17 protein-coding genes, 1 tRNA gene and 1 rRNA gene are annotated in these 25,881 nt (G+C 39.7%); 12 read left to right on the top strand and 7 right to left on the bottom strand.

Going from position 1 to position 25,881, the window contains the following annotated elements; all coding sequences use genetic code 11:
* The first annotated feature begins 70 nt into the window (after window positions 1-70).
* Window positions 71-182, top strand: a 5S ribosomal RNA gene (gene rrf, locus BFP75_RS12050).
* 61 nt (window positions 183-243) lie between these two features.
* Here the strand turns inward: rrf and BFP75_RS12045 are convergent.
* Together BFP75_RS12045 and BFP75_RS12040 are read right to left on the bottom strand one after the other, a co-directional pair.
* Window positions 244-1,515, bottom strand: coding sequence for a hypothetical protein (locus tag BFP75_RS12045; protein ID WP_099545634.1), 1,272 nt, complete (start codon window positions 1,513-1,515; stop codon window positions 244-246).
* An 11-nt stretch (window positions 1,516-1,526) separates the two neighbouring features.
* On the bottom strand, window positions 1,527-2,474 hold the full coding sequence (locus tag BFP75_RS12040) for a hypothetical protein (RefSeq protein WP_099545633.1): 948 nt from the start codon (window positions 2,472-2,474) through the stop codon (window positions 1,527-1,529).
* Between the two features lie 340 nt (window positions 2,475-2,814).
* Between BFP75_RS12040 and BFP75_RS12030 the strand changes: the two genes are divergently transcribed.
* The 4 genes from BFP75_RS12030 to BFP75_RS12015 all read left to right on the top strand — a co-directional run bounded on the left by BFP75_RS12030 (window position 2,815) and on the right by BFP75_RS12015 (window position 6,937).
* Window positions 2,815-3,009, top strand: a complete 195-nt coding sequence (locus tag BFP75_RS12030; protein ID WP_099545631.1) for a LytR/AlgR family response regulator transcription factor — start codon at window positions 2,815-2,817, stop codon at window positions 3,007-3,009.
* The gene (locus BFP75_RS12025; protein WP_099545630.1) at window positions 3,010-3,552 is read left to right on the top strand and encodes a LytR/AlgR family response regulator transcription factor; all 543 of its coding nucleotides are present in this window, start codon (window positions 3,010-3,012) and stop codon (window positions 3,550-3,552) included.
* A 7-nt stretch (window positions 3,553-3,559) separates the two neighbouring features.
* Window positions 3,560-5,059 (top strand): sensor histidine kinase, encoded by a 1,500-nt coding sequence (locus tag BFP75_RS12020; RefSeq protein ID WP_099545629.1) that lies wholly within the window; start codon window positions 3,560-3,562, stop codon window positions 5,057-5,059.
* A 279-nt stretch (window positions 5,060-5,338) separates the two neighbouring features.
* The gene (locus tag BFP75_RS12015) at window positions 5,339-6,937 is read left to right on the top strand and encodes a sulfatase (RefSeq protein ID WP_240531773.1); all 1,599 of its coding nucleotides are present in this window, start codon (window positions 5,339-5,341) and stop codon (window positions 6,935-6,937) included.
* 103 nt (window positions 6,938-7,040) lie between these two features.
* Here the strand turns inward: BFP75_RS12015 and BFP75_RS12010 are convergent, their stop codons facing one another.
* The 4 genes from BFP75_RS12010 to BFP75_RS11995 form a co-directional block, all read right to left on the bottom strand.
* Entirely contained in the window at window positions 7,041-7,580 is a 540-nt protein-coding gene (locus tag BFP75_RS12010; protein WP_099545628.1) for a hypothetical protein, read from the bottom strand.
* A gap of 238 nt (window positions 7,581-7,818) precedes the next feature.
* Entirely contained in the window at window positions 7,819-9,285 is a 1,467-nt protein-coding gene (locus BFP75_RS12005) for a glutamate synthase subunit beta (protein ID WP_099545627.1), read from the bottom strand.
* Window positions 9,286-9,294: 9 nt separating this feature from the next.
* The gene (gltB, locus tag BFP75_RS12000) at window positions 9,295-13,803 is read right to left on the bottom strand and encodes a glutamate synthase large subunit (RefSeq protein ID WP_099545626.1); all 4,509 of its coding nucleotides are present in this window, start codon (window positions 13,801-13,803) and stop codon (window positions 9,295-9,297) included.
* Between the two features lie 319 nt (window positions 13,804-14,122).
* A complete protein-coding gene (locus tag BFP75_RS11995; protein ID WP_099545625.1) occupies window positions 14,123-15,262 on the bottom strand; it encodes an acyl-CoA dehydrogenase in 1,140 nt (379 codons plus the stop codon).
* A 295-nt stretch (window positions 15,263-15,557) separates the two neighbouring features.
* Here BFP75_RS11995 and nhaD point away from each other — a divergent pair, with 295 nt between their 5' ends.
* The 6 genes from nhaD to BFP75_RS11965 all read left to right on the top strand — a co-directional run bounded on the left by nhaD (window position 15,558) and on the right by BFP75_RS11965 (window position 20,306).
* Complete coding sequence (nhaD, locus tag BFP75_RS11990; protein WP_099545624.1) at window positions 15,558-16,892, top strand: sodium:proton antiporter NhaD; 1,335 nt, start codon at window positions 15,558-15,560, stop codon at window positions 16,890-16,892.
* A gap of 52 nt (window positions 16,893-16,944) precedes the next feature.
* Window positions 16,945-17,637, top strand: coding sequence for a MotA/TolQ/ExbB proton channel family protein (locus BFP75_RS11985; protein WP_099545635.1), 693 nt, complete (start codon window positions 16,945-16,947; stop codon window positions 17,635-17,637).
* A gap of 9 nt (window positions 17,638-17,646) precedes the next feature.
* On the top strand, window positions 17,647-18,033 hold the full coding sequence (locus BFP75_RS11980) for an ExbD/TolR family protein (protein ID WP_094997637.1): 387 nt from the start codon (window positions 17,647-17,649) through the stop codon (window positions 18,031-18,033).
* Window positions 18,033-18,965 carry a cell envelope integrity protein TolA gene (locus BFP75_RS11975; protein WP_099545623.1) on the top strand — a complete coding sequence of 311 codons (933 nt, stop codon included), beginning with the start codon at window positions 18,033-18,035 and terminating at the stop codon, window positions 18,963-18,965. Before BFP75_RS11980 ends, BFP75_RS11975 begins: the two co-directional genes overlap by 1 nt.
* A complete protein-coding gene (locus BFP75_RS11970) occupies window positions 18,962-20,173 on the top strand; it encodes a bifunctional folylpolyglutamate synthase/dihydrofolate synthase (protein ID WP_099545622.1) in 1,212 nt (403 codons plus the stop codon). The genes BFP75_RS11975 and BFP75_RS11970 overlap by 4 nt, the downstream gene beginning before the upstream one ends.
* A 58-nt stretch (window positions 20,174-20,231) precedes the next feature.
* Window positions 20,232-20,306: transfer RNA gene (locus BFP75_RS11965), tRNA-Val, on the top strand.
* Between the two features lie 1,054 nt (window positions 20,307-21,360).
* On the opposite strand, the gene BFP75_RS11960 is transcribed toward BFP75_RS11965, so the two are convergent.
* Window positions 21,361-23,937 (bottom strand): PAS domain-containing protein, encoded by a 2,577-nt coding sequence (locus tag BFP75_RS11960; RefSeq protein ID WP_099545621.1) that lies wholly within the window; start codon window positions 23,935-23,937, stop codon window positions 21,361-21,363.
* Window positions 23,938-25,041: 1,104 nt separating this feature from the next.
* Here BFP75_RS11960 and BFP75_RS11955 point away from each other — a divergent pair.
* Window positions 25,042-25,662, top strand: a complete 621-nt coding sequence (locus tag BFP75_RS11955) for a hypothetical protein (RefSeq protein WP_123803437.1) — start codon at window positions 25,042-25,044, stop codon at window positions 25,660-25,662.
* The last annotated feature ends 219 nt before the right edge of the window (window positions 25,663-25,881 follow it).

Genomic DNA, 25,881 nt, shown 5'->3' with positions numbered 1-25,881 from the left:
CATTATTTATGTCATGCTCCTGGCGTGCACAGCTTACGCTGCGCCCATAGGGCATTAAAATATAGAAGATCTAGGTGGCCATGGCGACGGGGCACACCCCTTACCATTCCGAACAGGGAAGTTAAGACCGTTTGCGCCGATGGTACTGCTATACCAAGTGGGAGAGTAGGTAGCCGCCTTCCTTGAAAGTCCCTTACAGAAATGTAAGGGACTTTTTTTTTGTTTTTAAAGATAATTTTAATTTTAATCTGCTGTTGTGACCTTGAAAGTATAAGGTGAATTCCAATGATCGGGAATATCTTGATCATCATTCACAACAGTAGGTCTACTACCACCTATGGTAACTCTAATAATATATTTACCTTCTTCAAGTATGGAGCTTGTTTGGGTGTTGTAAATAGCACCATCTTCTGAAACCACTCCCGAAACCTCTTCATAATCTGTTATTAGTTGTTGCCCATCTGTAGTAAAAACTTTTACATTCAAGTTTACACTAGAAGGTACTTCAAGTAGCTCAACCTTTATTTTTGCTGGTTTTCTTAGTTGTATAGAATAATAATCATAGCTCTGTGGTTCACCATAGGTTACCGAATTATTAATATGACCTGTTAGCGCATATGCTTCTATAATCTCGTTCTTGGGAATTGCTTTTGCTTCTGAAAATTCGTCGTTAGGCTCATAACAATCTACTATATCTGTATAGCTCCAAATAATTTCATAGGGAGTAGGGCTGGTGCCTGCGGGTACATGGGATGAGTAATGGGCTGCGATATCATAACTTACCTCTGGATAGACCAAAAAACTAGTTGTTCTGGTATTTTCGTCACTCGTAGCCGCCGCCGTACTATTGGCGATAGCACCCGAGGTATCGTCAGATGATGTAACTTTTAGGCCTGGTACAGCGCCACTGTCATTGGTAAGGACAACTGTATAGTATCCACCACCAGGACTGGTTACCGCAGGTAAAAGACCTGTATATAAATCTGTTTCATTTATGGCATCCCAGAATTCGTTAATCGTATTCTCATCATTCATAGGTTCATATGGCATACAATCATTGAATTCTGCAAAATCGCGTACCCATTTTTGAATGTTGCCAGCTCCAGCTGCTGCAACCGAAATACGAAGCGTATCGTCGGTTCCAATTTCCATTTGAGCATTATAGTAGTTGTAGTCACTACCCAATTCAGAATAATCATAATTCTCTTCATCCCTGGATAGGATATCCTTCCACTTGATGTCATCTTTGTCAAAACCTGAGTCTTGTGCTAGGATTATGACTCCTTGTTCATCAATCACTCTTACAAGCATTCCGTTATTTGTTGGATTATTGCCACCCACCCTAAACCAGTCTCCTTGCAAGGCTTCAACATTATTGGTGGTTGTTTCAGTCTTGGGATTTTCATTTTTTGGATTTTCGGTATTCTGTTGCTCATTTGGGATATCAGGGGTATCCTCGGTAGTACACGCCATTGCAAAGGATAATACGAATAGTGTTTTAACAATTGTTTTCATATAGAATGATTTTAATTGGTTATTGAAAATTTGTAAAATAATTTCTTGTCATCAGCTGCGGGAACTTCAGAAACGAGAACATAATTGCCCGGGGTAAGGTCTGCCTCGAAATACCCGGTGGCACCACCTGTTAGGTTGTTCATGCCTCCCAAAAAAGTATATCCTTTTGGAGCTGGACTTCTTAATCCCGTAGGGTTCATCCAGTTCAACCACTGCAATAAATTGGGTAATTCGACAGAATCGTCATAGCGAACCAGATTGATATCGTGTCCCAAAAAGTGTTCATATACGGTCTGGTCCTCAAATTGCACTTGAAAGATTTGCTTTCCAGAAGAAACACTATCCTTCAGTACGATACCTTTTGTGCTCGATATGTTGACATGGGCAGTTGCTTTTGGAGGGCGTAAAACTGTTTTGTTTTCGGTTACAATAATTTGCTTGTACATACCATGACTGGTATGCCAAGATCCGTCCATCATTTTCACATAGCATTCCATAATATAGAGGCCAGGTTCAAGATAGACGGTGCTTTTTGCCGTATTTTCAGGGGAAATAAGCCCCGTACCACCCATGTACCTTACTTTTTGAAACCATTCAGGTAACTTGCCAAAAGCCAATATGGCATTGTTCATATCACCATCCATGATACGTTTCATGCCTTCTTCAAAAGGTGGTAAAACCTCTTCTTTTGTATTCTGGGCATTTTTTCCTTCAGGATATAAATCCATTAAAATAAAATGGACTTCAGGAGAATCGTTTTTGTAGGTCAACTTGTTCCATCCCGAGTATAGGGTGTCGGCCACAAAAAACTCCATACCTTGGGTAACAATCTGGACCTCTCCTATTTCCTCAGACGATACCTTGCTTATTTGGGTTTGTTTGGATTTTGATTCTTTTTCTTTTTGTTTGCAAGAAAAAAGAGTCAACAGTAAAACTGAAAAGGTGATTATGGTTCTCATAAGAAAGAATAGATTGATTTTATTTTAAAACTTGTTTTATACTGCTTTACTCAGGCATTAAATATGCTTGCAAAGCTGTCATAGAAATTATTTTTATTTGGAGGAACACTCTCAAAGCTATAAATGTTGCTGATAATTGAAGTTTCAAATGTTTAATTGCTGTAAAGTCATATATATTTGATATACAATGTGTTGTAATTAGTATTTTCATTCTATTTCGGTTCAATCTACCATGAATCTTCATAAGCTTTCCAATAATGTGCTCAAGCGTACCAAGTATGTGATGGCAGACTGTCATGAACCGTAATTGATTATCTTTAAAAGACTTAAGAAGTGAAAAATGATCAAGGCCATTATAGTTGACGACGAATACAATGCAATAAAAAATTTGGCTTGGGAAATAGAAAGGTTTTGTGATGATGTGAAAGTAATTGATACTTTCACTGATCCCATAGAAGCCATCTCTGCAATCAATTATTTAAAACCAGACTGCGTGTTTTTGGATATTGAAATGCCAGAAATGGACGGTTTTTAGTTGTTGAATACCCTTAAGTATAGAAGTTTTGATATTATTATTACTACTGCATATGATAATTATGCGATTAAGGCCTTTCGACAGCATGCAATTGATTATCTATTAAAACCGATTGATTCCGATGACCTTAAAGAAGCGGTCAACAGAATTAGGGAGAACAAGGGACAGAATTTGTTGGGTGCGGAGCTTAAAAGTGTTTTTAGTGAGTGGGCCCATCAGAAATCAAAAAAATTGGCCTTGCCCATGGCAGGTAAAACATTATATGTAGACCCATCGGAAATTATCTATTGTAAAGCGGACGGCAATTATACTGAAGTCTTTTTTGGCAATGGAAAAAAGGAGGTGTTGAGCAAACGCATCAAGGATTTCGAAAAAATGTTGGGGTCGACCTTTTTCAGAGTGCATAATTCCTATTTGACCAAACTGAGTTCCATTAAAGAATTTGTAAATCAGGATGGACAATACCTAATTCTGGAAGATGGGACCAATGTTCCTGTTTCTAGGGCTAAAAAAAGTGAACTACTTAAGATATTAAACGGATAATGCTACATTGGAACAAGGTTACTTAGAATATTTTTATAAATATCCATTTCAGAACGGTTTTCTAATTTTTACCATTGGAGCACTTTTTTTGCTCACTATCTATCATTTTGTATTGTTCTTTCAGCAAAAGGATAAAATTTACTTACTATACAGCGGCTATACTTTTTTTGTAATTCTATCACAGCTCAGACATTTGGAGGAAGGGTTTATTTTCCACTTAATTGCTCCAATTAAAGATATTGCTTTGTTTCCCATAGTTTCAACAGAAATATATTATGTCATTTATGTGCTTTTTGCGATCAAATTTCTGAATATTGAGACGCACTATCCAAAGTGGAGCAAGTACATAACTAGAGCTTTAAAGCTTATCATGATTTATTGCCTTGTTATTATTGTCGTACATCTTTTCAATAGGAGTGACAAGTTGCTAATGAACGGTTATTTTGTATTTACCATATTGATGAGTGTGTTGGGGATTTTCTCCTATATTCCCTTTTTTAAAGTGCGAAGTCCATTGAAATATTACATTATATTGGGCTCTTTTTTCTTGTTCTCTTTTTCTGTGGTTTCGCTTATGATTTACTTTGAACAAATAGAACAAAACCTTCCTATTGAACCATCATATAGCATATTGTACGTTGGCTTTTTACTTGAAAACACTCTGTTTTCTTTGGGATTGGGTCACAAGCAAAAACTAATTCTAGATGAAAGGAATAGGTCACAACAAATGCTGATTACCCAGCTCAAGGAAAATGAAAAACTACAAATAAAGGTGCAGAATCAGCTGAAGGAAAATGTAAAGGCCATGGAAATCAAAGCAGAAGCAGAACGATTGAAAGGCTTTCAGAATCAATATGATAAAGAATTGGCCGAACTAAAACTGCTGGCATTAAGAAGCCAAATGAACCCACACTTTATCTTCAACTCCCTGAACTCGATTAAGAGGTATATCATTGATAATGATAAAGAGAAAGCCGTCTATTATATGAATAAGTTTGCCAAACTCATCCGCAGGATTTTAGCATCCACTATGGAAAAGGAATCCTCTTTGACCGATGAACTTGAAACCATGGAGCTTTATATGAATATTGAGAATATTCGATTTAACAATACAATTGATTTTAGAGTAGATTGTCAAAAGGGAATAGCATTAAATTCTATTAAAATCCCATCACTCTTACTTCAACCTTTTATTGAAAATGCAATATGGCATGGGTTGTCCTTAAAACGAAAGGATAAGCTACTTTCAATTGAGTTATCTAAACTTGGTAGGTCAACTATTCGTATAAATATAATTGATAATGGTATTGGGTTACATAAATCTAAACAGATTAAAGAGCGAAAAATCCATAAAAATAAGTCTCTAGGTATAACACTTTCTAGGGAAAGACTTGAACATTTCTCGAAAAAATTTAAAGGGCATGGGATTATAAGTATAATGGATTTGAATGAATTAACAAATAAGGGTACCGGAACTCAAGTTCAAATTGATCTACCAATTAAATAAGGGATATCATTGGTCTAGTAAAGGGATGGTGTTTCTTGAATAAAACCATGCCCTTTTGTAGGGAGAAAACCATATAACTCTCAGAAAGATTCAAATTCTAGATTTTAAAATTTATATGTGCCTCCTTAATAAGAGGGTTGTACTAAATATAGGTTTGATTTCCTTTATTTAGCTTGAAATCGCAGAATACCTTAAAAAGGTAATATGTAATCTCCTCGCTTCAAAAGTACTATTTAACGATATTTACAATAGTATTCGCAAATGTGAAAAACTTGAATTATGTCAGATTTATTTAAAAAGGCTGTTTTGTTACTAATGTGTATCAAATTGACTGCATGTAAAGATTCTCATCATTCTGGAAAGAATATTAGGGAGATGCCAAATATCCTATTTATACTAGTGGATGATTTGGGATTACACGATTTAAGTAGTACGGGAAGCTCTTTCTATGAAACGCCAAATGTGGACGGAATAGCAAATGAGGGAATGGTTTTTAAACAAGGCTACGCGGCCAGTAGGGTGTGCAGTCCTTCCAGGGCAAGTATTATGACCGGAAAGTTTACGGCCAGACACGGTATAACCGATTGGATTGGCGCTCCTTCAGGCGTCGAATGGCGTAATTATAATCGCTATGACAAATTACTACCTTCAGAGTATAAGCAAGAATTATCAAATGAGGATGTAACGCTGGCCGAAGCATTTAAGAAGGCAGGATACAAAACTTTTTTTGCGGGCAAATGGCATTTGGGAGGCGAAGGTTCGTATCCTGAAGACCATGGTTTCGATTTTAATGTTGGAGGGTGGGACAAGGGAAGTCCCATGGGTGGATATTTTTCCCCATGGGAAAATCCTAATTTGCCTAATATAACCGAGGGAGAAAATCTTTCTATGCGTTTGGCCAAAGAAACATCGGACTTCATAAAAAAAAATAAGGATAGCACTTTTTTTGCTTTTCTATCCTTTTATGCAGTACATGGACCAATACAAACCTCACAAGAAAAATGGAATTATTTTCGGAATAAAGCAGATTCATTGGGTTTAGCGGAGAGCGGTTATCAAATGGAACGTTTATTGCCCTTTAGAACTGTGCATGATAACCCGGTGTATGCTGGGTTGGTTGAATCTATGGATGATGCAGTGGGTATTGTATTGAAGTCACTGAAGGAAGCAGGTATTGAAGAGAATACTATAGTGGTGTTTACGTCGGATAATGGAGGAGTGGTTTCTGGGGATTCTTTCTCAACTTCGAACCTACCACTGCGAGGCGGAAAGGGATATCAATGGGAAGGTGGTATACGGGAGCCCTATTTTATCAAAGTACCTTGGTTGAACAACGGTGAAAGTACCAGTGATTACCCTGTTGCCGGAACCGATTTTTATCCGACCCTATTGGACTTGGCAGGTATTGGCCTGTTACCGGAACAGCATGTGGATGGTGTTAGCCTTAAACCTATTTTGGAAGGGGAAAAGTTGGAAAAACAACGTCCTTTGTATTGGCACTATCCACATTACGGGAATCAGGGTGGTAATCCTTCCTCCATTATAAGGGAAGGCAATTGGAAACTTATTCATTACTGGGAAGACGATTCCGATGAGCTTTATGATGTTTCTATAGACATCGGGGAACAAAAAAACTTGGTAGGACAAAAACCGGAAACTGCCAATAGACTAAGAGGTAAATTACTTCAATGGTTGGACGAAGTTGGTGCAAACGTACCAGAACCTGATCCCAAATTCGATTCTTTATTATCGGCACAAAGACAACGCATGATCATCGAAGAAAAATGGCCCGATTTGGAGGCCCAACGTCTTTTGATGTTATCACCAGATTATGAGCCAAATCCCGATTGGTGGGGAAGTAGGACAACCAAGGATTGAACATTGTTTTTTATGAAATAGGAAAATCATTCGTTTTACGGTTCTCGAATCGAATAATAAACCGGAATTGGAAAAATATATGATAAAAGGTTATACAGAAGCTTTACCTCTTAAATAGCACTTCATTGTAATTGTGTGTTGCTAAATATTCATTTTTCAACAATGCGAGATATTCAATAATATCCTTCCTATATTCAAAATCTTCCACTAGGCAATCCTTATCATTGGCATCGTAAACTTCGATTCCTATATACCAGTTCCCTTTCCTTGTTTCATATAACGTATCCATAACTGGGTCAATTTCGGCACTATGCAAGACCCCGTCAATTGCCAATGGTACTAGGTTGACAGTTTTTGTTGGTATCTCTACTTCATAAAATGAAAATAGAAATTCTTTGCCATCAACCACAAAAGGGACATCAAGCCAAACATCAAAATCATTCAAGGAATATTTCGTATTAATGTAATTGTAAAATTCATTGGCGGATTTAGGGTCCTCAAAAATGAACATTTGCCGCTTTGGAAGTTGTTTTTTGAACTTTTTTCCTTTGGTAATGGAATAGTTTTTTATAGATGGAGCTATCCGTATTGGGATACATGAAGTGGATAAAAGAAGTAGTATCAATAGTGTATATTTTGACATAAGTATCTATTAAAATAGTATCTCAATTTTATCCTACATGTATTGTAAAACATATCAATAATTACGCCAAATATCATAAAAAGAAACCGTCCCATTTACAAAACGGGACGGCTTCTTTTATTGGCACCGCCAAAGGGTTTAATACTCCGAGGCTTGCCTAGAAATTAAAAATTTGTTTCCTGCGAATGCCTCGTGGGCTTGCCCCGAGGTAGTAGTTTACTTTTAACCTAATTTATTATTAGACCCTTGGTAAATCTCCATCACCTTTTAATGGCAATGCGGATTCTCCCATAAGGTATTTGTCCACATGGTAAGCTGCCTGCCTGCCTTCTGAAATGGCCCAAACAATCAAGGATTGTCCCCTTCGCTGGTCACCGGCAACAAAAACTCCCTGTACATTTGTTTTATAATCGATTTCTGAGGCTTTTATATTGGTTCTGTTATCCATTTCAAGACCTAGTTGCTCCGCAACGGTATTTTCTGAACCAGTAAAACCAAGAGCCAATAAAGCCAAATCACATTTCCATTCCTTTTCAGTGCCTTCAACTTCCTTCAATCGAGGCCTTTGTCCTGGTACTGTGACCCATTCTACTTCGGCGGTTATCAGGCCTGTAAGGTTACCTTTGTCATCTCCAATGAATTTCTTCGTGGAAATACTAAAAAATCGCTCAGCCCCTTCTTTGTGCGAAGAGCTCGTTCTTAATCGCATCGGCCAAAACGGCCAAGGTTGGTCCTTAGGTCTTTCAGTGGTTGCCATAGGCATGATCTCGAAATTGGAAACCGATTTGGCACCATGCCTAAAAGAGGTGCCAATACAGTCGGAACCCGTGTCCCCACCGCCAATAACGATTACATCCTTGTCCGTAGCCAAAATTTCTTCTCCCAATTCTTTGAATCCATCGACACGCCTATTATTCTGGCCCAAGAAATCCATGGCCTGAACCACGCCTTTAAGGTCTGCACCTTCAATGGGAAGATTTCTTCTAACGGTGGCCCCACCAGTTAACACTAAAGCATCAAAATCATCTAGAAGGCTATCTGCTTTGATATCTTTTCCAATATGTACACCACAATGGAATTTAATTCCTTCTTCCTTAAGTACTTCGAGCCTACGGTCGATAATATGCTTTTCCATCTTAAAATCTGGAATTCCATAGCGTAGTAGGCCTCCGGGTTTTTCATCCCTTTCATACACGGTAACCTCGTGACCGGCCCTGTTCAATTGTTGTGCGGCAGCCAATCCTGCAGGTCCTGAGCCTATTACGGCCACTTTTTTACCTGTTCTTACTACTGGTGGTTTTGCCTTGATCCAACCTTTTTGGAATGCAGTCTCCACTATATTTTTTTCAATATTCTCAATGGATACCGGGTCTTCGTTTATTCCCAATACGCAGGCCTCCTCGCAAGGGGCTGGGCACAATCTACCTGTAAACTCTGGAAAATTATTGGTGGAGTGCAATATTTCACTGGCTTTTTCCCATTTACCTCGGTACACCGCATCGTTAAAATCAGGAATTAAATTTCCAAGAGGGCAACCACTGTGACAAAACGGGATTCCGCAATCCATGCACCGGGCCCCTTGATCTTTTATATCCTTTTCTTCCATAGGAAGTGTAAACTCCCTATAGTTTTTTATTCGCTCCTCCACGGGAGCATAGGATTCTACCTTTCTATCGAATTCCAAAAATCCTGTTATCTTCCCCATTTCTCGATTTTATATAGTTTGTAAATTTTCTTTTTCCAATCGTATTAAGGCCTGTCTGTATTCCTCTGGAAATACTTTAATAAATTTTGGCAAATACTCCTCCCATCGCTCCAATATACGTTGGGCCAGTGGACTCAAGGTAGCATTGTAATGGCTCGTAATCAAGTCCTTCAACTGTTTGATGTCTTGATCTTCTTCCACTTTCAAAAGATTCAGTCCCTCAACACTGCATCTGTTCCTAAAAGTTTTCTTTTCATCCAACACGTAGGCTATTCCACCGCTCATACCGGCGCCAAAGTTTCTTCCAACTTCACCTAAAATAACGGCAACGCCCCCGGTCATGTATTCACAACCATGGTCTCCTATTCCTTCAACAACTGCCTTTGCTCCAGAGTTCCTCACACAGAAACGCTCCCCGGCCTTACCGTTGATATAAGCCCTACCCGCTGTGGCACCGTAAAGTGTTACGTTACCGGTGATTACATTATCTTCTGGCACTATGGTGGAACCTTCAGGGACCCTAACCACCAATTTGGCTCCTGAAAGTCCTTTACCTAAGTAATCGTTGGTGTTTCCATTGACTATCATGGTCAATCCCCTTGTAGCAAAGGCGCCAAAGCTTTGTCCTGCAGACCCCGTAAAGTTAAGTTTTAGGGTATTTATTGGCAGTCCCTCTGCACCGTAGGTCTTAGAAATTTCATTGCTGATAATGGCTCCTACGGCTCTGTCCGTATTGCTAATTGGATAATCCAAGGTCAACTTTTCTTTTCGGAATAAGGACGGATTTGCCTTTTCGATGATATCAAATTCAATAGAATCGAATACATCGTGATGTTGTTTTTCCGTATTATAAAACTTAGTTCCCTTTGGGACATCTACTTGATGCAAAATTGGTGTCAAGTCTATTCCATTTGCTTTGTAATGGTCTATGGCCTTTTTTCGATCCAGCTTCTGCACTTGCCCCACCATTTCGTTAATGGTCCTGAACCCAAGCTGTGCCATAATTTCCCTTAATTCCTGTGCAATGAAGTACATATAGTTGACAACATGCTCAGGTTTTCCCTCAAACTTTTTACGTAACTCGGGATTTTGGGTTGCAATGCCCACAGGGCATGTATTCAAGTGGCACACACGCATCATGATACAGCCCGATGCTACCAAAGGCGCCGTAGCAAATCCAAATTCCTCAGCACCCAGTAAGCAGGCAATGGCTACGTCCCTTCCTGTTTTGAGCTGGCCATCACATTCCAATACGATTCTGTTTCTTAGATCATTTAGCACTAAGGTCTGTTGTGCTTCGGCAATGCCTAATTCCCAAGGTAAACCGGCATGTTTTAGTGAGGTTAGGGGGGAAGCCCCAGTACCACCATCAAATCCAGAAACTAAAATTACATCGGCTTTTGCTTTGGCTACACCGGCGGCCACCGTACCTACGCCCACTTCGGATACCAATTTTACATTGATTCTGGCCTTTCTATTGGCCGATTTTAAATCATATATCAATTGCGACAAGTCCTCAATGGAATAGATATCGTGGTGCGGTGGGGGCGAAATCAAACCCACGTAGGGGGTGGAATTCCGTGTTTTGGCAATGGCCGGATTGACCTTTGGACCAGGTAATTGTCCACCTTCGCCCGGTTTGGCTCCTTGGGCCATTTTAATTTGGATTTCCTTTGCATTGGTAAGGTAATTCGATGTTACTCCAAATCGGCCCGAAGCGACCTGTTTAATAGCACTGTTTCGCCAATCTCCGGTTGCATTTCTGTAAAAACGCTCCTCATCTTCGCCGCCCTCCCCAGAATTGCTTTTACCCCCAATCCTGTTCATGGCAATGGCCAAGTTCTCATGGGCTTCCTTGCTTATGGAACCGTAGGACATGGCCCCCGTCTTAAACCTTTTTACAATTTCCGTCCATGGTTCAACCTCGTCCAATGGAATAGGGTCAAAGTTGGAAAACTCGAAAAGCCCTCTAATCGTCATAAGATTTTTGGCCTGTTCATTGACCATTTGGGAAAACTCCTTGTAGGTCTCAGGTTCGTTGTTTCTTACGGATTTTTGAAGCTTTGCTATGCTCACCGGATTGAACATATGTTTTTCCCCATTTCTTCTCCATCTGTATTCCCCGCCGATCTCAAGGTCCAAATTGGCGTCAACTTCCTTGGTGGAAAATGCCCTATGATGACGCTTCGCCACTTCTTTCTCTATCTGGTAAAGTCCAATTCCCTGAATTCTTGTAGGCGTGTTGGGAAAGTATTTTTCAACAACTTTTGTATTGATACCGATACATTCGAACAATTGGGAACCGCGATAGGAGTTCAAGGTAGAGATTCCTATTTTGTTCATGACCTTTAGAATCCCTTTACCAATGGCCTTATTATAGTTTTTAATGGCCTCATCAAAGGTAAAGTCCTGAATATCCTGGTCCTCGATTTGTTCCCCAATGATTTCGTTCACCAAGTATGGGTTGATGGCACTGGCTCCAAATCCGAACAACAGGGCAAAATGGTGCACTTCCCTAGGTTCTGCAGATTCTATAATAATACTGAGTTTTGAACGCTTGCCCAATTTTTGAAGCCCACTGTTTACAAAGGAACAGGCCAACAATGCGGGTATGGGGGCATTCTCCTTGTTGACGTTTCTATCGGACAATATAATTATGTTCGCTCCCTCATCAGCCGATTTTGATGCTTGTACCAAAATGGACTGTAGGGCATCTTCCAAGCCATTATGTCCCTTTTCCACGGGGTATAACATAGGGATGGAAACCACCTTATAGTCCGGACTAGCATCATAATTCTTGATCTTGTCCAGATCCTCCTTGGAAATTACCGGATTTTGAATTTTCAGTTTTCTACAATGTAGTTCTGAAAACTCGAATATATTGTGGTCGCTACCCAGTGTCAGGCTTATATCGGTAATCAATTCCTCCCGGATGCCGTCCAATGGCGGGTTGGTTACCTGGGCGAATAGCTGCTGGAAATAATTATAGATGAGTTGTGGCCTTTCGGACAAAACGGCGATGGGGGTGTCAGATCCCATAGATCCAATGGGCTCCTTCCCTGTTTTGCCCATAGGAAGAATGATAGTATTGATATCTTCCAAGGTATATCCAAAAACCGATTTTCTTTTTTCCAAAGAGGCTTCCCCCAAGAAAAGCGGGCAGTCATTATAAGGTATATCCTTTAAGTGGACCAGATTTTTATCCAACCATTTTTTATACGGATGTTTTTTGGCTATTTCTTCCTTGATTTCCTCGTCGTTGACAATACGCCCTTCCTCCATGTTCACCAAAAACATTTTTCCAGGTTCCAGGCGTCCATGGAATTCAACATTTTCAGGGGCAATTTCAACAACGCCCGTTTCGGATGACATTACCACATAATCATCCTTGGTGACGGAATACCTGGAAGGTCTAAGTCCGTTCCTGTCCAATAATGCCCCAATATAGTTTCCATCGGTAAAAGGAATGGATGCAGGACCGTCCCATGGTTCCATCATACAGGAATGATATTCGTAGAAGGCCTTTTTTGCTTCGGACATTTCCGTATTCTTTTCCCAAGCTTCTGGAACAAGGATCATCATGACCTCTGGTAGCGAGCGTCCTGTCATTAGCAATAGCTCCACGACCATATCCATGGTGGCGGAGTCCGATTTTCCGGGAAGCACAATGGGAAGAATGTTTTTGATTTCGTCCCCGAACATATCGCTCTTTAAAAGTTCCTGTCTTGAGTACATCCTTGAGACGTTACCTCTAAGTGTGTTAATTTCACCATTATGGCACATGTATCTAAAGGGTTGTGCCAGGTCCCAAGTTGGGAAGGTGTTGGTGGAGAAACGTTGGTGTACCAAAGCCAATCGCGTAACGACCCTGGAATCCATCAAATCAGAATAGTAAAGACTGATGTCCATAGGCATCAAAAGCCCCTTAAAGATGATAATCTTGGTGGATAAGCTGGGTACATAGAAAAATTTACTCTCGGAAAGTTTAGACTTAATGATAGCGTGTTCGGTAATTTTTCTGGCGATGAATAATTTTAGATTGAATTCAAAATACGATTGTTCCTTCGTTTCCTTTGCTATAAAAACTTGCTTTACAAAAGGTTCCGTTTCTGCCGCAATCCTGCCAGGTACTGAACGGTTGACTGGAGCATCCCTCCATCCTAGAAGTTTAAGTCCCTGTTTTTTAATGGTATCCTCAAAGACTTGGATACAGAAATCCCTTTGATTCCGCTTTTGAGGGAAGAACACATTTCCAACGGCATATTCCCCTTGTTCCGGCAGTTCAAACGTGCATACCTCTTTAAAGAAGTTGTGGGGTATATCAATCAAAATACCAGCACCATCTCCAGTTTTGCCATCCGCACTTACGGCCCCTCTATGTTCAAGGCGTTCCAGAATTTCCAGTGCCTTATGGATAATGTCATTGGATTTCTTTCCTTTAAGGCTACAAATAAAACCGGCTCCACAATTGTCATGCTCAAATTCTGGCAGATAAAGTCCTTGCTTCTTCAATCTCATAATTTATCGTATTTCTTCAAAAATATCATTTTATTTAAATTATAATCAACGATTACAGGCTAATCAAATAAAATATTCAACGTTTTTAAATAAAGGTTAAAATATCTTTAAATTGTAATTTTTGAATGGTTGAAATTGTCATATTGATAAATGTAGGGTAATATTGAGTAAACCCAATGACTATTTAGGGGGTATACCTGTAGAAAAGGTAGTATATAACAATTTTACCCCAGCGTATGTTGTGGGTAACAAGTGAAAGCTATCGTTTTTCAAATTTAGACCCTAAAATAATCTAGGGTGAAGTTGCCTTTGAACAGGATTAGTTTAAAATCGATCTTGAAATAACGATTTTTTGTATTTCGGAGGTGCCTTCGTAAATCTGGGTGATTTTAGCATCACGCATCAGTCGCTCCACATGATAATCTTTTACAAATCCATTGCCACCATGTATCTGGACAGCTTCAACAGTAGTTTCCATGGCTACCTGTGAGGCATACAATTTGGCCATGGCTCCGGAGAGATCATAATTTTCACCGTTATCTTTATCCTTCGCGGCCTGATATACGAGAAGTCGTGCCGCTTGTATCTGGGTATGCATATCTGCCAGTTTGAAGGCAATGGCCTGGTGATTGCTGATTTCAGTTCCAAAGGCCTTTCTTTCCTTCGAGTATTTGAGCGCAAGCTCGTACGCTCCAGCGGCAATTCCCAAAGCTTGTGCGGCAATTCCTATTCTTCCTCCAGCCAAGGTTTTCATGGCAAACTTGAAACCAAATCCGTCTTCGCCAATCCTATTTTCCTTAGGTACTTTTACATCGTTGAAGATTAAGGAATGTGTATCACTGCCCCTAATACCCAGTTTATTTTCCTTTGGACCGATTACAAAACCTTCCATGTCCTTCTCAACAATCAGTGCATTGATTCCCCTATGTTTTTTTTCCTTGTCCGTTTGGGCGATTACCAAATAAACACTGGCAGTCCCGCCGTTGGTTATCCAGTTTTTTGTACCGTTCAAAAGATAATGGTCGCCATGATCTATCGCTGTTGTTTTTTGTGAAGTTGCATCGCTGCCCGCCTCAGGTTCCGAAAGGCAAAACGCACCGATAATTTCACCTGCCGCCAGCCTTGGTAAATATTTTTCCTTTTGTTCCTCGGTTCCATAGGCCTCAAGGCCCCAGCAGACCAATGAATTGTTCACCGAAACGATTACGGAGGAGGATGCGTCCACTTTTGAAAGTTCTTCCATGGCCAGGACATAGGAAAGTGTGTCAAGTCCACTACCTCCGTATTTGGGATCCACCATCATGCCCATAAATCCCAGTTCCCCCATTTTTTTTACTTCCTCTTCAGGGAACTTCTGTTGCTCATCCCTTTCAATTACCCCACTAAGCAATTCGTTTTGAGCGAAATCCCGGGCTGCCTGTTTGATCAGTTCTTGTTCTTCAGTAAGTTTAAAATCCATGGTACTTTTTTAATAAGGTATATAAACAAATATAAGCCTATACCAATTAATTTCTTATCACATTAACCAAATCATTGTCTTTGCTTTTGGTGAAAAGACCAATGGTTCAAGGCTTGTCAATTTTTTTTGTTAAAAAATCTACACGTAAAAGTTTGACTTTCAAACCCCTTTATGATATTCTATTTGAAAATATGGTAGGATTGACAATTTTGGATATCTTTAGGGAATTTCAAAAGTTATAATTCAGTCTTAAATTTGATACCTCACATTAGAGGAAACTTAAAACCAACATCGAATGGAAACCATTATTATTATTGTTTTTTTAGCGGGTTATCTTGCCATTACCCTGGAGCATAATTTAAAAATCGACAAGTTAATTCCAGCTCTGGCCATGATGGCCATTTTGTGGGCCATTATTGCACTCAACCATATGCCCGTTTTTGAAGTAAATGCTGAATTAAGGGAACTTGAGCCCACACATTTGGATGAAATATTGCTCCATCACCTAGGTAAGACCGCTGAGATCCTGGTCTTTCTTTTAGGGGCTATGACCATTGTGGAGATAATAGATTATTTTGATGGTTTTGCTACTATTAAAGGATACATAAGGACAAGGAGCAAAAGAAAGTTGTTGTGGTTGTTTTCCATTCTTGCCTTTATTCTATCCGCAATAATCGACAACCTAACGGCCACTATTGTGTTGATTACCATATTACAAAAGGTAGTAAACGATCGTAATACCAGGCTCTGGTTTGCAGGTATGATAATTATTGCCGCAAATGCAGGCGGTGCTTGGTCTCCCATAGGGGATGTAACCACGACCATGTTATGGATTGCCAATAAGGTTTCCGCTGCGCAGCTAATAGAACATGTTCTGGTACCCTCTATTGTTTGTATGGTAGTGCCAGTCCTTATTGCGGGTACATACAAGGCCTTTAAGGGTAAAATTGATGGGGATTTTGAAACGGAGGTTCCCAAATCAAAATATGGTTCTATTATGTTATATCTAGGTCTAGGCGCTATTATTTTTGTGCCTTTCTTTAAAACGGTTACGCACTTACCTCCTTATGTGGGTATGATGCTGTCCCTTGCTATCGTAGCGACATTTGCTGAAATTTATAGTAACAAAAAATTCAGTATTTCATCCGTCGGAGGAGAGGGGCATGATAGCGAAGGCCACCATAGTCCAGTGCATCATTCTTTGTCCAAAATAGAATTACCAAGTATTCTATTTTTCTTGGGAATCTTATTGGCCGTGGCGGCACTGGAGTCCTTAGGGCTTTTGTTCCATTATGCGGAAAGCTTAAACGCGGCCATTCCCAATACGGATATTGTTGTCATGTTATTTGGTGTAGGGTCTGCCGTGATAGATAACGTTCCCTTGGTTGCGGCCAGTATGGGTATGTTTGGTGAAACTATGGACAACCCCTTATGGCATTTTATCGCCTACTCTGCAGGAACTGGTGGTAGTATGCTGATTATTGGTTCTGCAGCTGGCGTTGTGGCCATGGGAATGGAAAAAATAGATTTCTTCTGGTATCTCAAGAAAATTACATGGTTGGCTTTCTTGGGATTTGTAGCGGGTGCAGGAGCTTTTATTTTAATCAGGGATTTTATCCTCAACGCATAATTTAATCTGGAAATTACCGTTATAATGGCAAATTATGAATTATAAGAATACTATGTTATTATCACAAGATTTGCCTCAAGATCCAACCACTGGTGAAATACTATCCGAAGAAAAAACACTTTCCGTCATGGATCTTGTTTTTAATGGAGGTACGGGCAGTGTTATTATTATTACCGTTCTCTTTTTGATGTTGGGAGTTGCCCTTTATATCTATTTTGAGAGACTATTGGCAGTAAATGCGGCTTCTAAGATCGACAAGAATTTCATGAACCAGATTCGGGATCATGTAACTTCCGGTAAATTGGAAGCGGCCAAAATTCTATGTGCCCAGACGGATTCCCCCGTTGCCAGATTGACCGAAAAAGGTATTTCCAGGATTGGAAAACCATTGGACGATATCAACACCGCGATTGAAAATGCGGGGACCCTGGAAGTTTATAAACTGGAAAAAAACGTGAGCGTTCTTGCTACCGTTGCCGGGGCGGCACCCATGATTGGTTTCTTGGGAACCGTAATTGGTATGATTTTGGCATTCCATGAAATGGCCAGTAGTGGAGGACAGGCAGAAATGGGCTCTTTGGCCTCTGGAATATATACGGCCATGACAACTACCGTTGCAGGTTTGATCGTGGGTATTATCGCCTACATGGGTTACAACCATTTGGTGAACAGAACAGATAAGGTGGTCCATAAAATGGAAGCAAATGCCGTAGAGTTTCTGGATTTATTGAACGAACCACTTTAATATTTCAATATGAAATTAAAAGGAAGGAATAAAGTTAGTCCAGACTTTAGCATGTCGTCCATGACAGATATCGTATTTCTGTTGTTGATTTTCTTCATGCTAACGGCCAATTCTCCCAATGCTTTGGATTTATTATTACCAAAGGCAAAGGGAAAATCCACGAATACGCAAAATGTATCCGTAAGTATCGATAAGAACTTACAGTATTTTGTGAACAATCAGAGAATAAACGGAGAATACATTGAAATTGAATTAAAAAAGGCACTGGAAGGCCAAGAAAAGCCTACGATTATTCTGAGGGCGGAAGAGAGCGTCGCCATAAAGGAGGCGGTAAACGTTATGGACATCGCCAATAGGAATAACTACAAGGTCATTTTGGCGGTGCGGCCCAACTAATGGCATTTTTAGACACGAGACACAAGAAAAAATCCCTTACACTAACAACACTGCTTTTGAGTATATTGTTGTTGGTGCTTTTCTACATTGGATTAACATATATGGACCCTCCAATAGAAAATGGAATTTCAGTTAATTTTGGTACTACGGATTTTGGTAGTGGACAGGTTCAACCCAAGGAACGTATAAGATCAGAGCCCTTGGATACGCCTCCGGTGGAGCCTACCAAGCAAGAAGTTTCGGAAGCTGTAGAAGAAGTCGTGGAAAAAGTACAGGAAGAAGTTAAGGAAGCCCCTTCTGAAAAGGTTCTAACTCAAGAGGACGAAGAATCCATCAGGATTAAGCAAGCCCAAGAAACAAAAAGAAAGGCGGATGCCGCGGCAGCCGAGCAAAAAAGAAAAGCACAGGAAGCTGAGCAAAAGGCAAAGGCCGAAGCTGAACGGATAGCACAACAGAAGAGGGAAGCAGAGGAACAAGCCCTACAGGAGCAAGAAGCCAAAAAGAAAAAATTGGATGAGCTTATGGGTGGCTTAAACAAGTCGGACGGCACAGCTTCCGGTAGTGAGGGAGATGATAAGAGAGCAGGAGATAAGGGTAGCCCAGACGGCGATCCTTATGCTACTAGTTACTATGGTAGCCCAGGTTCGGGTAGTGGGACTGGGGGTTATGGATTAAATGGAAGGTCTTTGGTCAATAAAGGGAAAGTGCCTCAAGAATGTAATGAATCCGGACGTGTAGTGGTAAAAATCGTTGTTGATAGGAGCGGGAAAGTGATCAGTGCGGAACCCGGAGTCAAGGGCACCACAAATACGGCCCAGTGTCTTTTGGAACCTGCAAGAAAAACGGCCTTTATGCACAAGTGGAACGTTGATTCCAATGCCCCAAGTCAACAAATTGGCTTTGTAGTCGTAAATTTCAAATTGGGGGAGTGATCTATCAGGAAACCTTGGATTGGATGTTCGCTCAACTCCCAATGTATCAGCAAAAAGGTAAGATTGCATTCAACAATAAATTGGACGGTATTCTCGAATTTTCGGAATATCTGGGTAATCCACATAAGAATTTTAAAAGTATCCATGTAGCTGGAACCAATGGCAAAGGGTCCAGTAGCCATATGCTGGCATCCATTCTTCAGGAGGCAGGATATAACGTGGGACTTTACACATCTCCCCATCTTAAGGACTTCAGGGAACGTATTAGGATCAATGGAAAACCGGTCACCAAAGGTTTCGTAACAAAATTTATTTCCGATAACAGGGATTTTTTTGATAACCGACACCTATCCTTTTTTGAGATGACTGTTGGTATGGCCTTTCGGTATTTTTCAGAACAACAGGTGGATATTGCCGTGGTAGAAGTAGGACTGGGAGGAAGATTGGACTCTACAAATATCATCACCCCAGAAGTTTCCTTGATAACAAATATCGGCTTTGACCATATGGATATGCTGGGTGATACCCTTCCTAAAATCGCATTTGAGAAAGCAGGAATCATCAAGGCAAATGTTCCTGTAGTGGTCAGTGAATATCACGATGAAACCGCACCCGTATTTAGGCAAGTAGCTAAGGAAAGGAATGCCAAATTGATATTTGCGAATCAGGATATGCCCGAAACGTACCATACATCGTTAAAAGGAAAATATCAATCTAAAAACATCAAAGGTGTTTTGGCTGTCATTGCTGCGTTACCAAATTTTACCGTTCAAGAAGAAAATATTGTAAACGGATTAAAACGGGTTATCGAAAATACGGGCCTGATGGGTCGCTGGCAGCAATTAGGCAAAAGTCCAAAGATTATTTGTGATACGGCACATAATAAAGAAGGCTTACAGTTGGTATTGGACCAGTTATTGGAAGAGACATATGATACCCTTCATATAGTCTTGGGTTTTGTAAAGGAAAAGGATTTAAAATCGATACTCCCCATGTTTCCCGTCAATGCCGTCTATTATTTTTGCCAACCGAATATTTCCCGTGGTCTCCCTGCCAATTTATTAAAGGAAATGGCCGAAGATTACAATTTAAATGGGACTGTTTTTGATACCGTTTCAAAAGCTTATACTGCTGCAAAACAAGCTGCTACAAAATCCGATTTTATTTTTGTGGGAGGTAGTACTTTTGTGGTGGCAGAAGTTCTTTAAATTTTTTATTTTTTTCTTTTGGAGTAAATAAAACTATTCTATATTTGCACTCCTTTTAGGGCTCTTAGCTCAGCTGGTTCAGAGCACCTGCCTTACAAGCAGGGGGTCACTGGTTCGAATCCAGTAGGGCCCACTAGTATAATGAAGCCTTCACAAATGTGGGGGCTTTTTTTATTTCCGGTTTATAAACTATTTATAAACATGTTTTTTCTTTCTTTTTTAATTGATTTATATTTTGATTATCAGGTATTTAAAACGATATTTTTTGTTTTTAAAATTATTTAATTAATCTATCGCTTAATTCCAAGGTACATTTTATATGTCCCAAAAAAATGTCCACACACTAAATTATATAGGGCTTTGGACTTACTACATTTGACTGGACATTGAGAAAAGAGTATGTTGCCTGTTTGAATTAACTTTGAAAACATGTCAAATCCAAAAAGAGAGTACACAACGGAGTTCAAGCAAAAGGCCGTCGAACTGAGCTATGCCAGGGGCAACGCCGCATAGGTATGTAGGGAACTGGGACTGAACCCCCCCGGTATTGGGTCGCTGGCGCAGGTAACCCAAAAAACCTTAGTTTTGTTCCTAGAGGAACATTAAATTTTTCTTAAGTGGCACGGATCACAAATAGTTAAAAGCTGGGATTGTCACATGAGATACTGATTTCAACTTGCTTTTTCGAAATACAGGGGGAAAGGTGGTACATATATCAAGTCCATCAATATGTGTTCACAGATTATTTTCTTTTCTAAATAGACAACACTATTGGATGACCTATAATAAATAAGTGGAGGTCTAAACTCGACATAAAAGTGTTCCTTTCATATCCTATCAAATAACCTGAACACAGGAAGGAATGAATTCCCGGTTTAGCCTATTTGGAAAACATAATAGTGCGTTCCCGACAGGTAGATAATTTTTAATACAAAAATAAAAACCTTAAAAAGGGCTGAGATGAGTGGAATGAAATATAGCAGGTTTCAAATTGTACTAGCTATTCGATTACCTCTGTAGCTATGCGCTGGAATAATTCCGGGGTAAACCACCGGAATTGTATTAGTCAGATTTGCATCCCTAAAATTTCCGGTAAAATGTGCTGTCCCTTTAATACGACTTCTTAATGGGTTTCTCATTTTCATGGATGTTGAATCTCTTCCCTTTAATCATAATTTCTCCGCATCCTATGAATCAAGAAACCTTGCGTTTGTCATCCGAAAATCTTTTAAATTTAGATTTTCAGGTAGAACCAAAGCAAAAGTAGTTCCACAATTTTGCTGGCTTTGGGCATAAATTGCTCCCTGATGATTCTTTACCAATTTCTTTACTATAGCGAGTCCGATACCAGTACCCTCATATTCAGTTTTACTATGGAGCCTGTGAAATACCTTGAATATCTTATCTTCCATTCCCTTGGGCAAACCAATACCGTTGTCCATGACCTTGATCTTATGATATGTAAATCCCATTGCAAGGCCAAGCTTTTTGATTTCTTTGTTTGTGGCCAATTCGGTAGAAATTCTAATCTCGGGTATGGTTTCCGGCTTGATAAATTTAAGGGAGTTATTCAGTAGATTGTCGAAGACTTGACGCATCTGAAAGGGCACCGCCTGAATGACCGGTAAGCCTTCATATGATACGGATGCTCCGGATAGCTCTATCCTTTCGGATAAATCTTCAAGCACCTCGCGGACGATTTTATTCAAATCTGTTGGGCATACCTCACTTTTCTGGACGTCCGTTCGGGAAAACGATAGTAAATCATCGATTAAACTGCGCATACGCGTTGCGGCCACTGAGATTTTATCAAAGTATTTTCTAATATTTGAGGGCATTTTTCCATTAGTCCAGTCACCTTCCGTAATTAGGGAAATGTACATTTGAATTTTACGTAAAGGTTCCTGCAAATCATGGCTGGAAACAAAAGCGAAAGATTCCAATTCTTCATTGGCAATCTCTAATTTTTTTACGGATTGTTCTAGTTCCAAATTCGCCTTTTGTAATAAGTATGTCCGTTCATTTACCTGATTCTCAAGTTCTCTTGAAAAGTTAAACAGCTTTTGTTTGGCCATATATTTATCCGTAACATCGATTACGGTAATAATAATACCGGATACAGATCCATCCAATTCCCTTAATGGTAAATAGTCATAATCTACATAGAATTCATGATGCTCATCATTGGTAATAACAATGGCTTTTGAATCTTTTTCACGAGCAGGTTTTCCGGAGTTGAGTACTTCCTCCAATACGCCAATATATTTTTGATCTTTAAGTTCAGGAAATACATCCACTAACCTCTTGCCCTCGACATCCTCCCATTTTCGCTGCCAAAAATGGTTCAAGATTCGATTGTTAGCCATTTCAATGCGTAATTCTTCACCCCTAAAAATGGCCATTGCGATAGGGGATTGCATGACCAGATTTCGAAATTGATTCTCATTCTCCGACAATACGTTTCGCGCCACTACATAATCGGTAACCTCATTGGCTACTAACATAATCTCAATTTCAGAGCTGCCCTGGTTAGATAGAGGGTGCAAGATGAAATCAAAATATGCATCCTGAACCTTACCTTTACGATGCATGGGTACCATAAACTCCGTACCTTTCACAGCTTTCTTTTTCCTGTTCAACTCTTTGAACAAAGGGGCAACCTGTTCCTGTACCTCGGGCAAGGCTTTAAAGAGTTCCTTTCCAATAATTTGATCGGACTTTCTGTCCAAAATTTCAAATAGGGCCTGGTTTGCCATTTGCATAACTGGACTTTGTCCATTGAAGAGGGCAATCCCCACAGGTGCATTCTCGATTATATTTTTAAAACGTGTTCGTTCGGCTCGAATGGCCTCATTTGCTATACGTAATTCTTCAGTTGACCGAACTTGTTCGGTAATATCTTGTAGAGTTCCATTAAATCGATATACTTCTCGGTCGTCCTTGAACCATGCCCTGCCCAATGCACGGACATTTTTTCTTTCCCCCGTCAATTTATTTTTTATGCAGTATGTTATATCATATTTACCAAGGTTCACTCCGGATAAGGCCTTTTCTATGGCCAGTTTTACCCTCTTTTGGTCCTCTGGAACGATGGCTTCAATGGCAATCGGTAAGGCAACCTCTTCCTCTTTTCGAATTCCAAACCACTCTTTTAATCGGTCATTTCCGAAAAACTTATCCGTTAGGGGATTGTAATCCCAAGTCCCGAGTTCAGCCGCATCAATGGCAAATTTTAGTTGGTCTTCGCTTTCCTCTAGCTTTTTAAGATTTTTAATTGATTCCGTTGTTTCAATACACGTTATGAGTATCCCGGCAATTTCCATATCCTCTCCCAAAAGCGCACTATAGCTGAACGTCCAATATACATCTTCCAATTTTCCATTTCGATAAATAGGGACTAATTGGTTCTCATGCCATGTAGCTTTTCCAGTACTCCATACCCTATCAACCTCTAACTTCATGGTATTGCTTAGTTCTGGCCAAGCCATGTCGAATTTTTGACCTAGTATGGTGGGATGCTTGCCTTCGACTCCCAGGCTCGGACGATAGGCATCGTTATAAAAACAATAGAAATCCACACCCCATAAAAGGAACTTTGGAAAGGCCGTTTTTAGCATACTGCTGATTGATAATTTGAGAGCCAAGGGCCAATGCTCAATAGCGCCCAACGGGTGACAAGACCAATCCTTGTCATTAATTATCCGACCCATTTCACCACCTCCAAGAAGGAATTTGGGCATAGCGGGTTTGAATTCCGAATTCATTGTTTGCTATTTTGATTAACCTCTTTAAATCTACGCTATATTTTTCTCTCGGCTACTAGAAACCTTAATTTTACAGGAATGTTAGAACTACAGGCTTTCATGCTTAAGGATTTGATTCAGCAAATTGATGCCTTTATCTAGGTCGTGAAAATAACGTAATTTATAAAAGGAATTCAACTCTATATGACAAAAAAATAACCTGTTCGTAAATATTTCCCAGCGGAAGCCTGATTTAGAATATTACTAAACCTGCCCACTCGTTACCCGAACAACCGGATTGATTTTTGATCATACGGATTCCTATTTTAGCGCATACCAAATCATTACAATAATGGTAATATCTAAGAAAAATTAAAAATCATCTTTTACGCGCTCCCTCCAACATGGAGAAGACTCATATCCACGAAATTCTGGTAGCATGTTACTTGGATTTGCATAGCAGATGCTTCAAGGTATTTTGCTATTCAATCGAATTCCTAAAATTCCTTCCCTGAATTTTCCAGATTATGAGGACATCGGACATCATTATTGTTCACGTGTTTAAAAGCTTATCCGGTACAGAATTACCCATAGTACATCCAGTTTTTTATTGCTAAATCTTTACTATGCTATCTTCGAAATATTATTTTACCTAAAGCATAGGAAGAACGTCCTTGAGTCGCTACAACGACAGTCCGTGGGATGCCATTGCGGAACATGGCGAAAATTCAGCAATCCATGCCATTGGCAGTTCTTTAACAACAAACATTCTTCGAAATGTTGAAGGAAGGTATTTATTCACTTTTTCGCAGGTGCACAATGCTTTTTTTCCCAATTAAAGTAATGGGCATGCGATAGTAAATTCCTTTTTAAGACCACTAATGTAAGAAAAAAGAGCACCTCCGATTGTTTATTGGATTAGTAATCGGTTAATATTTAGATAATTAAAATTGTATTGTGTGTTAAAAAAAGGAAGTTGCGACTTTTTAAAATTTATTATTAATTGTTAATTTTAACATTATTACTATAGGTCGTCTTTAATTCTAACGTATATCCTTATGAGGAGATTCTGGTGAATGGGATACACTCACATCATGTATCTAAATATAAAAACAATTGGCCATGATGGTACTCAGGGAAAATAGCCCCTTGGAAATGTTAAGGCGATTTGCTACGTATTTCAAAACTAAAACAAGCGAGTCTGTTGGAGCCGCAAAACTTTCATTCAACAATTCATTGGGCAAAGGATATATAAGCCTTTATGAAGTTTTTCCAGGATTATCGGTGTGGGTTTATAATTTTAATTTAAAAAAGGGGCTTTATTTTACATTAGAATTTATATCTCGTGGGCCAATCTATTTTGGTTACAATGTTGAAGGTTATCAACATCATAAATTAGATGATGAAGAAAAATTCCTTATGATCCACCAAAATCAAAATTTCATCATAAAAGGAGAACCAGGCGCCATAGGACATTTTAAAATGCCCTGTAATATCCCTTATAAATCATGTTACTTAATAGTGAATCCAGATAAAATTAATGCCAATGAAGGAATAGGATCCAGAAGTATTTCTCAAAATATAAATGATATCACAACCTCCTGCGGGGGAGGGCATTCTTATAGGCACTTAGGGGAATTGGACATGACTACGGGTATGTATGCGCAAATATTGGTAAATAATGATGCAACAGATCTAATTGGAAGGTTGAAAACGGAAGGAGCCGTAATGAACCTTTTGACTTAGGTACTTAATCAATAACGATAGAAGTAGTAAATTCGAGGAAACAAACATCAAGAACATGGAGCAAAGATTCAAGAGCATGTCCCTTTTCGACTTTATGGAGAAATTCCCGGACACGGACAGCTGCCTGTCGCATCTGGCCTGGCTAAAGTGGGACGGGGGCTACAGGTGCCCCAAATGCGGCCACGGCCACAGCTGCGAGGGTTCCTCGCCGCACTCCAG

This window comes from Maribacter sp. 4G9 (assembly GCF_002742265.1).
Taxonomy (GTDB): Bacteria; Bacteroidota; Bacteroidia; order Flavobacteriales; family Flavobacteriaceae; genus Maribacter.
This window is presented reverse-complemented; position numbering and strand designations above follow the sequence as displayed.

What these genes read in the sequence shown, in the direction of transcription:
- BFP75_RS12005 (WP_099545627.1), bottom strand. Translation starts at nt 9,285, where the DNA reads ATGGGGAAGATAACAGGATTTTTGGAATTCGATAGAAAGGTAGAATCC.
- nhaD (WP_099545624.1), top strand. Translation starts at nt 15,558, where the DNA reads ATGGAAACCATTATTATTATTGTTTTTTTAGCGGGTTATCTTGCCATT.
- BFP75_RS11960 (WP_099545621.1), bottom strand. Translation starts at nt 23,937, where the DNA reads ATGAATTCGGAATTCAAACCCGCTATGCCCAAATTCCTTCTTGGAGGT.
- BFP75_RS12030 (WP_099545631.1), top strand. Translation starts at nt 2,815, where the DNA reads ATGATCAAGGCCATTATAGTTGACGACGAATACAATGCAATAAAAAAT.
- BFP75_RS11975 (WP_099545623.1), top strand. Translation starts at nt 18,033, where the DNA reads ATGGCATTTTTAGACACGAGACACAAGAAAAAATCCCTTACACTAACA.
- BFP75_RS12040 (WP_099545633.1), bottom strand. Translation starts at nt 2,474, where the DNA reads ATGAGAACCATAATCACCTTTTCAGTTTTACTGTTGACTCTTTTTTCT.
- BFP75_RS11995 (WP_099545625.1), bottom strand. Translation starts at nt 15,262, where the DNA reads ATGGATTTTAAACTTACTGAAGAACAAGAACTGATCAAACAGGCAGCC.
- BFP75_RS12010 (WP_099545628.1), bottom strand. Translation starts at nt 7,580, where the DNA reads ATGTCAAAATATACACTATTGATACTACTTCTTTTATCCACTTCATGT.
- BFP75_RS12045 (WP_099545634.1), bottom strand. Translation starts at nt 1,515, where the DNA reads ATGAAAACAATTGTTAAAACACTATTCGTATTATCCTTTGCAATGGCG.
- BFP75_RS11980 (WP_094997637.1), top strand. Translation starts at nt 17,647, where the DNA reads ATGAAATTAAAAGGAAGGAATAAAGTTAGTCCAGACTTTAGCATGTCG.
- gltB (WP_099545626.1), bottom strand. Translation starts at nt 13,803, where the DNA reads ATGAGATTGAAGAAGCAAGGACTTTATCTGCCAGAATTTGAGCATGAC.
- BFP75_RS11955 (WP_123803437.1), top strand. Translation starts at nt 25,042, where the DNA reads ATGGTACTCAGGGAAAATAGCCCCTTGGAAATGTTAAGGCGATTTGCT.
- BFP75_RS11985 (WP_099545635.1), top strand. Translation starts at nt 16,945, where the DNA reads ATGTTATTATCACAAGATTTGCCTCAAGATCCAACCACTGGTGAAATA.
- BFP75_RS12015 (WP_240531773.1), top strand. Translation starts at nt 5,339, where the DNA reads ATGTCAGATTTATTTAAAAAGGCTGTTTTGTTACTAATGTGTATCAAA.